Origin of the sequence: Streptococcus sp. HMSC066F10 (assembly GCF_001813805.1) — a bacterium.
In the GTDB taxonomy this organism is placed as follows: domain Bacteria; phylum Bacillota; class Bacilli; order Lactobacillales; family Streptococcaceae; genus Streptococcus; species Streptococcus vaginalis.
This window is the reverse complement of the sequence record NZ_KV813964.1, coordinates 1-12,957: the sequence shown is the minus strand read 5'-3', so window position 1 is coordinate 12,957 and position 12,957 is coordinate 1. Positions and strand designations below refer to the sequence as shown.

Here is a 12,957-nt window from a genome sequence, read left to right as displayed (position 1 = left end):
ATACCACTTTTGAGTTACCGAACAAGTCTAATTTTTTCTCTTTCAATAAGACTTTTCATTTGCCTAGAAGCACCAACATTGTTTGCTAATTCTTCTTGATTTAAATTATATCTAGCACGATACTTTTTTAACTTACTCTTCAAAACCATCAGACAAATTTTCACCCTTTATTTTAGTCATATCAGAGTCACGTTTACTACGCTGATACGCTCCATCAAACAAGGTTGATTCTTTATATGGGAAATCATACGCATGATGAATGTTTAAAACGATATGGCTTGTACCAACAAAAGATATTGCTTGCTTCCCAGGTGATGGTAAGAACTCATTCTTTGAGAATTCAGATTGGAAATGTACTGCGAGTATTGAAAAAGTTTGTTCTTTCGGTACTAGTCATAGCACTGACTTCTATCAGTCTATCTCGTGTTGTAACTTTTGTGTTTCGGAGAAGTATTTTATGTGAGATGTGGCGTGTGCTATCCATTTTTGTTTTGTATCCGGCTTTATTTTTCCTTTTACCTTATATTTTTCCGACGGATTCAACGGATTCTCCGATAGGAAGTTACCTTCTCATTCGGAAAACAGAGAGTCAGACGATTTATTATTCAACTCTTTCTTTGAAAATCTTTTATAAAGGTGAGAAGATGTTGTATCGGCAGCAGCTCTATTTATTAGTAAATAGCTGGGTGAGTAAGAAGAGTGTTCATTTTTTGCAGTACCGTTCGGTGGAAACGGGTGTTTCGTATTACTTTGTTTGGCAGCCACATACAAACTTGTTATGGTTGAATGGTGCGTCACCGCAGGAATTTATCCGAGATGGAACGAAAGACTATATCAAAAGCTTGGCAAATAAATGAGTTACTAGTTTAGAAGGTACTGGATTTGAAGGGTTGAAGCATCCTAAAGAAGATTCAGAGCCATTTTCGTGGAAAAAACGAACGCGAAAGAAGCTATATAAAGGTTTGAAATGATATTCAAGCCTTTTTTGATAGGAGAGAAGCTGAAATTTTCACTTGACTCTTTTTTTTTTTATGATATACTTAACTAGTAAAGAATTAACTGGTTAATCAGAAAAGGAGCAACATGAGTCAATTAGCACATGAAATGGATCATTTCTTAAATGAAATCATTTTAAAAGCCGAGAATCAGCATGAGATTTTGATTGGTTCTTGTACAAGTGAAATGCCTTTGACAAATACCCAAGAGCACATCTTAATGTTGCTGTCTGAGGAGTCATTGACAAACTCAGAGTTAGCAAAGTGCTTAAACGTCAGTCAGGCAGCTGTAACAAAGGCTATCAAATCGCTCATCAAACAAGAACTGCTAGAACCCTTCAAGGATCAGAAAGATGCGCGTGTTATTTTTTATCGGTTGACAGAATTAGCGAAGCCAGTTGCCGCGGAGCATCATCAGCATCATCAGCATACATTGGAAATTTACGAAAAAATCGCCAATCAATACACTCCTAATGAGCAAGCAACCATTCAAAAATTCTTGGGAACCTTAGTAGGAGAAATCGGAAAATGAGATATATCACAGTTGAAGATTTGTCCTTCTATTATGACAAAGAGCCTGTGTTGGAGCATATTAACTATTATGTGGATAGTGGTGAGTTTGTGACTTTGACAGGTGAAAATGGAGCAGCAAAAACGACCTTGATCAAGGCTAGTCTTGGGATTTTGCAGCCTCGATTTGGTAAGGTGACGATTTCTAAGACGAATACAGCTGGCAAGAAGTTGCGGATTGCTTATCTGCCGCAGCAAATCGCTAGTTTTAATGCGGGTTTTCCAAGCACCGTCTATGAATTTGTTAAATCAGGTCGGTATCCGCGTAAAGGATGGTTTCGTCGTTTGAATGCGCATGATGAAGAACATATCAAGGTCAGTCTGGGCGCCGTTGGCATGTGGGAACATCGAGACAAGCGGATTGGCTCGCTTTCGGGTGGGCAAAAGCAGCGGGCGGTCATTGCACGAATGTTTGCTTCGGATCCGGATATTTTTGTCTTGGATGAGCCGACAACGGGGATGGATGCTGGTAGCAAGGATGAATTTTATGATTTAATGCACCATAGTGCGCATCGGCACGGCAAGGCTGTGCTGATGATTACGCATGATCCAGAGGAAGTTAGAAAATATGCGGACCGCAATATTCATTTGGTGCGAAATCAAGATTCGCCATGGCGGTGCTTCAATGTTCACGAGAGTGATCAGGAGGTGAGCCATGTTTAATTTACTAACTTATGATTTTATGCAACGGGCTTTTCTGGCTGTGATTGCTATGAGTTTGTTCTCACCTGTGTTAGGAACGTTTTTAATTCTACGTCGTCAAAGTTTAATGAGTGATACACTTAGTCATGTGTCGCTTTCAGGAGTTGCATTTGGCTTGGTATTGGGTATTTCACCTACAATTTCAACAGTCATTATCGTGATGATTGCGGCAGTTTTTCTAGAATATTTGCGCACTATCTACAAAGATTTCATGGAGATCGGAACAGCCATTTTAATGTCGACAGGACTTGCTATTGCTTTGATTGTGATGAGCAGGGGCAAAAGCTCCAGTTCCATGAGCCTAGACCAATATTTGTTTGGTTCTATTGTTACGATTAGTACGGAGCAGGTGATTTCGCTGTTTGTTATTGCGGCGATTGTACTTGTGTTGACTTTTCTCTTCATTCGGCCAATGTATATTTTGACCTTTGATGAAGATACAGCCTTTGTGGACGGTCTACCTGTGCGTACTATGTCTATTCTATTTAATATCGTGACAGGTGTTGCCATTGCTCTCATGATTCCAGCGGCAGGTGCGCTGTTGGTATCGACCATTATGGTGTTGCCGGCAAGTATTGCTTTGCGACTTGGGAAAAATTTCAAGTCGGTCATTTTATTAGCGAATTTTATTGGATTTGTAGGTATGATTGCTGGATTGTATATTTCTTACTATGCTGAAACGCCAGCCAGTGCAAGTATTACGATTATTTTTGTCGGTGTATTTTTAATAGTGAATCTATTAAAAAAATTTATCAAATAGGAGTGAAAAATGAAGAAAATTGGTCTATTAGTAGCAAGCTTACTAAGTCTCTTTTTAGTGGCTTGTTCCAATCAAAAAAGTGCAAATGGGAAATTAAATGTTGTCACAACATTTTACCCAGTTTATGAATTTACCAAGCAAGTAGCAGGCGATACTGCCAATGTCAAACTCTTGATTGGTGCAGGAACAGAACCGCACGAATACGAGCCTTCTGCCAAAGCAGTTGCAACGATTCAAGATGCAGATGCTTTTGTATATGAAAATGAAAATATGGAAACTTGGGTACCAAAATTGCTTAAAACCTTGAAAAAAGGTAAAGTGAATGTGGTGAAGGCGACTGGGAAGATGTTGCTACTTCCTAGTACAGAAGAGGAAGGAGATCATGATCATGGTAAAGAAGGACATCATCATGAATACGATCCTCATGTATGGTTATCACCAAAACGTGCTATTAAAATGGTGGAAAATATTCGTGACAGCTTAAGTAAACGCTATCCCGATAAGAAAGCGACTTTCCAAAAGAACGCAGCAGCTTACATTAAGAAATTAGAAACTCTGGATAAGGAATACACAGCGGGATTGGCAAATGCCAAACAAAAGAGCTTTGTGACACAGCACGCAGCCTTTCGTTATTTAGCGTTAGACTACGGTTTGAAGCAAGTGCCTATTTCAGGACTTTCACCAGATAGTGAGCCTTCAGCGGCACGTTTGGCTGAATTGACAAAATATATTAAGAAAAACAATATCAAGTACATTTACTTTGAAGAAAATGCTTCTCAAGCACTGGCATCTACTTTGGCAAAAGAAACGGGTGTGAAGTTAGATGTGCTTAATCCGCTTGAAAGTTTAACTGAAAAGCAAACAAAAGATGGAGCAGACTACATTTCCATCATGCAATCAAACTTGAAAGCTTTGAAAAAGACGACAGATCAAGCTGGTACTGAAATTTCTGCTGAAAAAGAAAAAAATACAAAGACTGTACAAAATGGCTACTTTGAAGATAGTGCTGTCAAAGACCGTACGTTGTCTGACTATGCAGGTCAATGGCAATCCGTTTATCCATATTTGCAAGATGGAACTTTAGACCAAGTCTTTGATTACAAAGCAAAATTAAGCGGTAAGATGACAGCTACTGAGTACAAAGCGTATTATGAAAAAGGCTACAAGACAGATGTGTCTCATATCAATATCACAGATAAGACTATGGAATTTGTAGTCAACGGACAAAAGAAGAAATATACTTATAAATATGTTGGTAAGCATACATTGACGTACTCTAAAGGAAACCGAGGCGTGCGTTTCATGTTTGAAGCGACAGACCCAGATGCAGGTAAGTATAAATATGTTCAGTTTAGCGACCATAATATTGCACCAACGAAAGCAGCGCATTTCCATATCTTCTACGGCGGTGAAAGCCAAGAAGCCCTCTTTAACGAATTAGAAAATTGGCCAACTTACTACCCAACGAAATTAAGTGGACAAGAAATCGCTCAAGAAATGCTTGCGCATTGATAAAACCACAAATTTTTATACAGAAAGAGAAAAATCGAGTTGAGCAATCTTCTCGATTTTTTTGCTTGACAAACTCTGATTACAGATGTAAACTATAAAAGAATCGAAAATTACAATTGTAATCAAAAAAGAGATGAAACAAAATGGAACAACAAAATATTAGTCAGGCAGAATGGCAAGTTATGCGTGTTTTGTGGGCGTATCCTCATAGCAGAAGTACTGAGGTGGTGGAGCGTTTAGAAGCTGATTTTGATTGGAAACCGGCTACTGTTAAAACCTTACTTAATCGTCTGAAAACCAAAGAGTTTATTTCAATGGAAAAGATTGAGGGGAAATTTTACTATGATGCGTTAATTTTAGAAGATGAACACTTGGAAAATAGTTGGCGTACCTTGCTTGGTAATATGTGCAATACCAAGCATGGTGATTTAGTAGTTTCAATACTAGAAAGCAATCAATTCAGTCAAATAGATTTGTCTCGAATCCTAGATGTTGTAAAAGAAAAGCAGGTACAAGCACCGGAGACGATTCAGTGCAATTGTCCACCAGGTCAATGTACTTGTGGCGCGCATTGTCAAGATGACACGAATCAATCGAAAATGGCGGAGTAAGAAATGGAAAAAGACAAAAAAGAGTATAAATTATCCGGCATGACCTGTGCAGCTTGTGCGATGACCATTGAAATGGTCGTCAACGATTTGTCAACAGTAGAAGAAGCCACGGTGAACTTGGCGACGGAAAAATTGACAGTTTTTCCCAAAGAAGGATTTGCAAGCGAGCAAGTCTTAGACGCTGTGAAAGAAGCGGGCTACCAAGCGACAGAAAAGGGAGAACAAAGGCAGTCTGATTATGCGAAGCAAGTCACTGAAAAGCAAGAAAATGTGCGCCAAATGGCGCGTCAGATTTGGTTTGCGGCAGGAGCGACCGTGCCACTCCTCTATATTTCAATGGGGAGCATGATTGGCTTGCCGTTACCCTCCTTTTTAGATCACATGACGCATCCCATTGCCTTTGTATTGGCGCAATTTTTCCTTACTTTGCCAGCGATTTGGGTTGGTCGCGGTTTTTATGTACGTGGTTTTCGGAATTTGGTAAAACGGCATCCAAACATGGATAGTTTGATTGCTGTAGGAACGAGTTCAGCCTTTCTGTATAGTTTGTACTCGGTCGTTCAAGTTTTACTGGGGCATCATACTTTTGTACACCAGTTGTATTTTGAATCAGTTGGTGTGATTATCACTCTTGTTTTACTGGGGAAATATCTGGAAGCCAATGCCAAGGGTCGAACCTCACAAGCGATTCAAAGTTTGATGAGTTTGGTACCCGACCAAGCGACCGTTATTCGCTATGGCGAAGTCGTAACAATTGATACAGAAGACATCAAGGTTGGAGATATTGTGCGGATTAAACCGGGAGAACGTATGCCGGTAGACGGTATGGTTATCTCTGGACAGACCTATGTAGATGAGTCCATGATGACAGGTGAAAGTGTTCCTGTCGAAAAAAATGTCGGAGATGTGATTACCAGTGCCACTATGAATCAAACGGGTTCTATTGACTATGAAGCAACTAAAGTCGGTTCGGACACAACTTTAGCTCAGATTGTTCATTTGGTAGAGGAAGCGCAAGGCTCGAAAGCGCCTATTGCGGCTATGGCAGATAAGATCTCGCTCTATTTTGTACCAATTGTCTTGAGTTTGGCAGTTTTAGCAGCTTTGTTGTGGTATTTTCTGGCGGGAGAAAGTTTGCAATTCTCGCTTTCTATCTTTATTGCGGTGTTGGTCATTGCTTGTCCCTGCGCGCTTGGGCTAGCTACTCCGACGGCTATTATGGTCGGCACGGGGAAGGGTGCTGAAAATGGCGTCTTGATTAAGTCGGGGCAGGCTCTTGAAGCGACTCATTTGGTAGATGTTGTCGTTCTGGATAAGACAGGTACGATTACAGAAGGGAAGCCAAGTTTGACGGATGCGTTGACTTTTGGTGATGTCACACGGGAAGAATTGCTACATTCGCTTGCAAGTAGTGAGCAACATTCAGAACATCCGCTGGCAATTGCTATTTTAGAAGTCGCTAAAGCGGAAGCTATACCATTAGCATCGGTAACAGATTTTCAAGCGATTTCAGGTAAAGGGATTATAGCTCAAGTAAAAGCTCAAGAAATTCTAATTGGGAATGAAAACTTAATGAGACAATACCAAGTCGAGCTCGGAGAATATATCTCTGACTTGATTTTCTTATCGCATCAAGGAAAGACGGCTATGTTTGTTGCTTTGGATAGACAATTGGTTGGGCTGATAGCAGTCGCTGACCAAATCAAAAAAAATAGCTGTAAAGCTATTGCTGAATTGCAAAAAATGGGCTTAGAAGTGGTGATGCTGACAGGGGACCGTGAGGAAACAGCTCAAGCCATTGCAAGAGAAGCTGGTGTCAATCAAGTCATTGCAGGAGTATTTCCGGACGGCAAAGCAGATATCGTCAAGAATTTGCAAGCGCAGGGGAAAAAGGTTGCCATGGTGGGTGACGGGATCAATGATGCACCTGCTCTGGTGCAAGCTGAAGTCGGGATTGCGATTGGTTCTGGAACGGATGTGGCTATTGACTCAGCCGACATTGTTTTGATGCACAGCGACCTTTTAGATGTGGTGACAGCCATTCGCCTCAGTCAAGCCACGATTAAAAATATCAAAGAAAATCTTTTCTGGGCTTTTGCCTACAATACCTTAGGAATACCAATCGCAATGGGTTTCTTATATGTATTTGGCGGTCCGCTGCTTAATCCTATGCTAGCCGGCCTTGCCATGAGCTTTAGCTCTGTTTCTGTCGTTACCAATGCACTACGTTTGCGGCGCTTTAAAATAAAATTATAAAAGGAGCTCATCATGAAACAAATTGTTACTTTAGAAAATATATCTTGTCAAAATTGCGTAAAACACGTCACTGAGCACTTCCTAAAATTAGAAGGTGTATCGGATGTCCAAATTGATTTAGATACAAAGGTTGCTACTGTCACGACCGATCACACTCACAGTGCAGAAGATTATCAGGTGGCACTTGCTAAAACAATTTATAAAGTTGTTACTGTTGCATAGAAAAATGAGGCTGGGCAAAAAGTGTCCCAGTTTCTATTAGAATTAGTAATAAACGAATAACGTAGCTTCAACAATTCACTGAATTGTTGAAGGCGGGAAATCAGCCTTGCACAGCAAGCCACTATGATTGCTCAAAGCACTGCTTTGAGGTGGCAGATAAAACTTGCGAAGCAAGTATCAAAGCTGTTCGCTTTTCAAGCTCGGAAGAGTACGTTTGACGAAAACTTCGTTTTCTTCATCTACAACCTTAAACAGCTTGATAACTGTTTAAGCACCCTTGCGGGGGTGGGACTACGAACTAAAAATTTTCAATTTTTAGTTCGTAGTCCCATTATTTTTAAATCAATCCTTTCTCAAAGCTCTGAGAGCTGGCTTCGACACTAATTTTTTCAAGCGTAAAAGGATGTGTGAACGTTAAGCGATGAGCATGGAGCATGAGACGTTTTGCTTTTTGCGGATTGTACAATGGATCGCCAACGATAGGATGCCCATGATGAGCAAGGTGTACACGGATTTGATGAGTTCGCCCAGTTTTAAGTAGACACTTGATAAGGGTGTTGTTTCCAATTTCTTTGAGCTTATTGACCTGCGTTTCAGCGTATTGCCCGTTTTTGTTATCCACTAGCCGTTTTCGCCGATCGTGACGGTCACGCCCGATTTTATCTGTATAGATTTGACGTTTTTTTTGGAATACTCCTTGTACCAAAGCCCAATATTCACGCGAAATTTCCTTGTTTTCTAGCAATCGATTTAAGATTGGCAAGATAAAAGGATTTTTAGCAAAAAGGACAGCCCCACTAGTTTCCTTGTCCAAGCGATGAACGACATAGCACGTACTTCCAACATAAGCAGAGACATGATTTAAAAGCGCCAGCTCTGCCGGTTCATTGGCATGTGTTTTCATACCTTCAGGTTTATTGACAATGATGATGTGTTCATCTTGGTATAATTCTTCCACAAGATTAGCTTTGCCCATTAAAATAGACTTTTCTGGATAATCTTCTTCGTCAAAAATCAATGTAATTTTATCATGTGGGTGGATAATGCTCTGCCAGTTAATCGCTTTTTGATTGACGAAGACATGTTTTTTGATACGCAAAAAATGGCGAATCTTCCGTGGAATCAAAAAATGTTCTTCCAGCAGTTCTTTGACTGTCATCTCTGGTAGACCTTGTGGAATCGTAATTGTAAAATGCATGATTTTATTGTAACAAAATAGTAGATGATTGCAAATAGTCAGCTAACTCTTGAACAATTTCTTAAAGTTTTCTAAACGAAACGCTTGATAAGAGGTCCTTTCTTGTCTGGATATGGAGAAGGTGATAGAATAGGGATATGAAAAAATTGAGTGAATTATTTGAAATAGTAGTGAATCATTTTAAAAAGGACAGTCCTGAGCGCCACCATCAAGAGGTGACAGAGGTGGAAGAAAGCGAATCACATTTGAGCCGGTCTGGAAAAAGTCGGAAAAAGCCGATTTCTCAACACCCATTTCGTCGATTTTGGCGTCGCTATCACCTGACGAAGATTGTCTTGATTTTGGGACTTGGTTTTGGTTTGGTGACAGGAGGCTATCTCTTTTATGTTGCCAAATCCACTAATGTGAATGATTTGCAGAATGCTTTGAAAGCAACAACAGCTATTTATGATAAGGACGGCAAAAAAGCTGGAAGTTTGTCAGGGCAAAAGGGAACTTACGTAGAGTTGTCCCAGATTAGTCCAAATTTGCAACATGCTGTCATTGCGACAGAAGACCGTTCTTTTTATAAAAATAGTGGGATTAACTATGGTCGTTTTATCATGGCGATTTTGACAGCGGGACGTTCGGGTGGTGGATCCACCATTACGCAGCAATTAGCCAAAAATGCTTACTTGTCTCAAGATCAGACTATTGAGCGGAAAGCAAAGGAATTTTTCCTCGCCTTAGAGTTAACCAAGAAATATAGTAAGAATCAGATTCTCACTATGTACCTCAACAATTCTTACTTTGGGAATGGTGTGTGGGGTGTAGAAGATGCCTCTAAAAAGTACTTCGGCGTATCTGCCAGTCAGTTGACCCTCGACCAATCTGCTACTTTAGCAGGAATGCTCAAAGGACCGGAACTATATAATCCGCTTGCTTCTATAAAAAACGCAACGAATCGACGCAATACCGTTTTACAAAATATGGTAGCAGCAGGTTATATCAATCAAAATACTGCAAACCAAGCAGCAGCAAATGGTTTAGGTAGTCAACTGGTAGATACTTATACAGGAAAATCGGCAGATTATCGTTATCCGTCTTACTTTGATGCGGTTATCAATGAAGCAGTGCGAGATTATGGCTTAACAGAAGCTGATATTGTCAATAACGGCTATCGCATTTACACAGAGCTCGATCAAAATTACCAAGCTAGCATGCAAGTCATTTATGACCGTAAAGATTTATTTCCACAAGCAGCAGATGGTACACGAGCTCAATCAGGAAGTGTAGCACTTGATCCAAAGACAGGTAGTGTTCGTGCTCTTGTCGGCCAAATCAATAGTACCAGTGCTGGTTTTAGAAGTTTTAACTATGCCACACAATCTTCAAGAAGTCCGGGCTCTACCATTAAGCCCTTGGCGGTTTACAGCCCTGCAGTTGCAGCAGGTTGGTCCATCAATAAAGAATTGGATAATAGTACAACAACGTATGGAAATTACACCGTGAATAACTATGCTGGGATTCAATCCAGTCCGACTGTGCCAATGTATCAGGCTTTAGCGCAATCCTTAAATATTCCAGCGGTTGCTGCTGCTAATGAATTGGGACTGAAAAAAGTTTTTGAATATGGTAAAAAATTTGGCTTGAATATGGATAAAGTGGATCAGACTCTTGGGGTGGCTCTCGGTAGTGGCGTAACAACCAATCCGCTACAAATGGCACAAGCCTACTCGACTTTTGCAAATAATGGTGTTATGAATGATGCTCATTTGATTACCAAAATTGAAAATGCTAGTAGACAAGTCGTTAAAACTCATAAATCCACCTCGACCCGAGTGCTCAACCGCTCAACAACAGAAAAAATGACTAGTATGATGCTGGGAACATTTACCAATGGTACAGGTGTTTATGCAGCTCCTTACGGCTATGACATGGCTGGGAAGACAGGGACGACAGAGACTGACTTTAACCCAGATTTATCAGGAGACCAATGGGTTATTGGTTACACGCCAGATGTGGTTATCAGTCAGTGGTTAGGTTTTCCAAAGACAGATGAAAATCATTATCTGACAGGCACAAGTGCCAATGAAGCTTCAGCTATTTTCCGAAGTGTGGCAAATAGTATCTTACCGTATACAAAGGGTACGAAGTTCGGTGATGAAAATGCCTATGCAAAAAATGGTATTGCACCGGTTGATACGAGTGGTACAAATAACACTACGAATCAAAGTGACAATCGTTCAGATGTCTTGAAAGATGTGCAAGATAAAGCTAAGAATTTGGTTGACCAAGCTAAGAAAGCAATTGACGATGCTAAGATTCCTGAAAAAGCACAGAATTTTTGGGACACGGTTAAGAGTTGGTTCCAATAGACTTGTCAAAAATGGGCTTTCTTGATATAATAAACAAGATGGAGGCGTTATGGCACTAAAAAAAGCGAGTCTGGCGTGTACGGTTTGTGGATCGAGAAACTATTCAATCAAATTGAGTAGTACGCCAAAACCAAAACGTCTGGAAGTAAATAAATATTGTAAACATTGCAGTAAATATACAATTCATAAAGAAACTAGATAGGAGAAAGTTGTGAAATTCATCAGAGATACATTTCAAGTGTTAAAAGATACAACTTGGCCAACTAGAAAGCAAAGCTGGATAGATTTTATCTCAGTCATGGAATACACCGCTTTCTTTGTTGTTATTATTTATCTTTTCGATCTCTTTGTTACAAGAGGTTTAGTACGATTGTTAAATATCTTTTAATTTTTAACCTGCTTGCTATTTGTCAAGTAGGTTTTTATTGTAAAAAATAGCAGTTAAAAGGTTGCATTGGCTATTTTTATGGTATAATAGGGCTAGAAAGAAACCGAAGCCCACAGGCTTTTTTATTTAGGAAAGGAAGAACTCATGGACAGTTTTGATAAAGGCTGGTTTGTCTTGCAGACATACTCAGGGTATGAAAATAAAGTAAAAGAAAATCTTTTACAACGTGCACAAACCTATAATATGTTGGAAAATATTTTGCGCGTAGAAATTCCAACGCAAACGGTACAAGTGGAGAAAAACGGAAAAACCAAAGAAGTTGAAGAAAATCGTTTCCCAGGTTACGTCTTGGTAGAAATGGTGATGACAGACGAAGCATGGTTCGTCGTACGGAACACACCAAACGTAACAGGCTTTGTCGGCTCACATGGAAACCGCTCTAAACCAACACCGCTTTTGGAAGAGGAAATTCGCCAAATCTTGATTTCAATGGGACAAACCGTTCAAGAATTTGATATTGATGTGAAAGTTGGCGATACCGTACGTATCATTGACGGCGCTTTTGCAGATTATACGGGTAAAATCACCGAAATTGACAACAACAAAGTGAAAATGATTATTTCGCTATTCGGGAATGATACAGTTGCCGAAGTAAATCTAAACCAAATTGCTGAATTATAATCAAAAAGTGAGCTAGAAATCAATTTTTATAGTTATTGGTTTTGGCTCATTTTTTGTGCTATTTTGATGAAAAATAAACTCTTGTTGAAAATGTTTGCCTCAAATTCATCCACCAACTTCATTATATTTGACCTAATTTAACCGAACAAAAAAATAAAAAAGCCCGACTTTACGGGCTTTTCATTCGGTTAATTCCTGATAAGTCAGGTACTGAAAGGCGGTAGACGGATTTGAACCGACGATCAAGCTTTTGCAGAGCCGTGCCTTACCACTTGGCTATACCGCCACAACGTTTATTATTTTATCCTAAAAAATCGTTTTCGTCAAGAGTGTAGATTGGTTTCTCTTTGTAAAATTTTAGTGTTTTCCGATTAAATTTAATCATTAAAGTGGTGAAATTATCATTTTGATAAGCCAAAGAAAAGGTTGGATTGATAGTTTTTCTTGCTTTAGTTAAGGTAACAATAAGATAAACTTGTTTAGCTGAACCAACTGACTTCAAAAATATCAGCCACCATCTTCCTAAAAGTAAAGAAGTCATAAGTTAATTTCTCGTTACTTGCTTCCTTTTTTTAATAATTATATCCATCTCATATGACATTTCTAAAATTAAATGTTTGTATTTTTGGCTATGGGAACTTCTTTAACAAAAACAAATAAATGTTGCCAGCTATCAAATTGGAAGAAAAAGTTTAAGAAAAATAA

At 39.5% G+C, this 12,957-nt stretch carries 14 protein-coding genes and 1 tRNA gene; 12 read left to right on the top strand and 3 right to left on the bottom strand.

Going from position 1 to position 12,957, the window contains the following annotated elements; translation table 11 throughout:
• Positions 1 to 332: 332 nt before the first annotated feature.
• From HMPREF2933_RS09965 to HMPREF2933_RS03570, 8 genes are all read left to right on the top strand, one after another.
• Positions 333 to 857 (top strand): hypothetical protein, encoded by a 525-nt coding sequence (locus HMPREF2933_RS09965; protein WP_142350997.1) that lies wholly within the window; start codon positions 333 to 335, stop codon positions 855 to 857.
• Between the two features lie 226 nt (positions 858 to 1,083).
• The gene (locus HMPREF2933_RS03600; RefSeq protein WP_024051468.1) at positions 1,084 to 1,527 is read left to right on the top strand and encodes a zinc-dependent MarR family transcriptional regulator; all 444 of its coding nucleotides are present in this window, start codon (positions 1,084 to 1,086) and stop codon (positions 1,525 to 1,527) included.
• Positions 1,524 to 2,228, top strand: a complete 705-nt coding sequence (locus tag HMPREF2933_RS03595) for a metal ABC transporter ATP-binding protein (protein ID WP_024051467.1) — start codon at positions 1,524 to 1,526, stop codon at positions 2,226 to 2,228. The genes HMPREF2933_RS03600 and HMPREF2933_RS03595 overlap by 4 nt, the downstream gene beginning before the upstream one ends.
• Positions 2,221 to 3,027: a metal ABC transporter permease gene (locus HMPREF2933_RS03590; protein WP_024051466.1), complete on the top strand. Its 807-nt coding sequence runs from the start codon at positions 2,221 to 2,223 to the stop codon at positions 3,025 to 3,027. The genes HMPREF2933_RS03595 and HMPREF2933_RS03590 overlap by 8 nt, the downstream gene beginning before the upstream one ends.
• Positions 3,028 to 3,036: 9 nt before the next feature.
• The gene (locus HMPREF2933_RS03585) at positions 3,037 to 4,539 is read left to right on the top strand and encodes a zinc ABC transporter substrate-binding protein AdcA (RefSeq protein WP_070654332.1); all 1,503 of its coding nucleotides are present in this window, start codon (positions 3,037 to 3,039) and stop codon (positions 4,537 to 4,539) included.
• Positions 4,540 to 4,682: 143 nt separating this feature from the next.
• Positions 4,683 to 5,150, top strand: a complete 468-nt coding sequence (locus HMPREF2933_RS03580) for a CopY/TcrY family copper transport repressor (protein WP_024051464.1) — start codon at positions 4,683 to 4,685, stop codon at positions 5,148 to 5,150.
• A gap of 3 nt (positions 5,151 to 5,153) precedes the next feature.
• A complete protein-coding gene (locus HMPREF2933_RS03575; RefSeq protein WP_070672499.1) occupies positions 5,154 to 7,406 on the top strand; it encodes a heavy metal translocating P-type ATPase in 2,253 nt (750 codons plus the stop codon).
• A 12-nt stretch (positions 7,407 to 7,418) separates the two neighbouring features.
• On the top strand, positions 7,419 to 7,628 hold the full coding sequence (locus HMPREF2933_RS03570; protein ID WP_024051462.1) for a heavy-metal-associated domain-containing protein: 210 nt from the start codon (positions 7,419 to 7,421) through the stop codon (positions 7,626 to 7,628).
• 337 nt (positions 7,629 to 7,965) lie between these two features.
• On the opposite strand, the gene HMPREF2933_RS03565 is transcribed toward HMPREF2933_RS03570, so the two are convergent.
• On the bottom strand, positions 7,966 to 8,826 hold the full coding sequence (locus HMPREF2933_RS03565) for an RluA family pseudouridine synthase (protein ID WP_024051461.1): 861 nt from the start codon (positions 8,824 to 8,826) through the stop codon (positions 7,966 to 7,968).
• 137 nt (positions 8,827 to 8,963) lie between these two features.
• Between HMPREF2933_RS03565 and pbp2a the strand changes: the two genes are divergently transcribed.
• The 4 genes from pbp2a to nusG all read left to right on the top strand — a co-directional run bounded on the left by pbp2a (position 8,964) and on the right by nusG (position 12,252).
• A complete protein-coding gene (gene pbp2a, locus HMPREF2933_RS03560) occupies positions 8,964 to 11,183 on the top strand; it encodes a penicillin-binding protein PBP2A (RefSeq protein ID WP_024051460.1) in 2,220 nt (739 codons plus the stop codon).
• 49 nt (positions 11,184 to 11,232) lie between these two features.
• A complete protein-coding gene (gene rpmG, locus HMPREF2933_RS09660; RefSeq protein ID WP_003074882.1) occupies positions 11,233 to 11,385 on the top strand; it encodes a 50S ribosomal protein L33 in 153 nt (50 codons plus the stop codon).
• A 9-nt stretch (positions 11,386 to 11,394) separates the two neighbouring features.
• The gene (gene secE / locus HMPREF2933_RS03555) at positions 11,395 to 11,571 is read left to right on the top strand and encodes a preprotein translocase subunit SecE (RefSeq protein WP_003071100.1); all 177 of its coding nucleotides are present in this window, start codon (positions 11,395 to 11,397) and stop codon (positions 11,569 to 11,571) included.
• Positions 11,572 to 11,715: 144 nt separating this feature from the next.
• Positions 11,716 to 12,252 (top strand): transcription termination/antitermination protein NusG, encoded by a 537-nt coding sequence (nusG, locus tag HMPREF2933_RS03550; protein ID WP_003027329.1) that lies wholly within the window; start codon positions 11,716 to 11,718, stop codon positions 12,250 to 12,252.
• A gap of 215 nt (positions 12,253 to 12,467) precedes the next feature.
• Here the strand turns inward: nusG and HMPREF2933_RS03545 are convergent.
• Together HMPREF2933_RS03545 and HMPREF2933_RS03540 are read right to left on the bottom strand one after the other, a co-directional pair.
• Positions 12,468 to 12,538: transfer RNA gene (locus tag HMPREF2933_RS03545), tRNA-Cys, on the bottom strand.
• A gap of 15 nt (positions 12,539 to 12,553) precedes the next feature.
• Positions 12,554 to 12,793 carry a hypothetical protein gene (locus tag HMPREF2933_RS03540; RefSeq protein ID WP_022526394.1) on the bottom strand — a complete coding sequence of 80 codons (240 nt, stop codon included), beginning with the start codon at positions 12,791 to 12,793 and terminating at the stop codon, positions 12,554 to 12,556.
• Between the last annotated feature and the right edge of the window lie 164 nt (positions 12,794 to 12,957).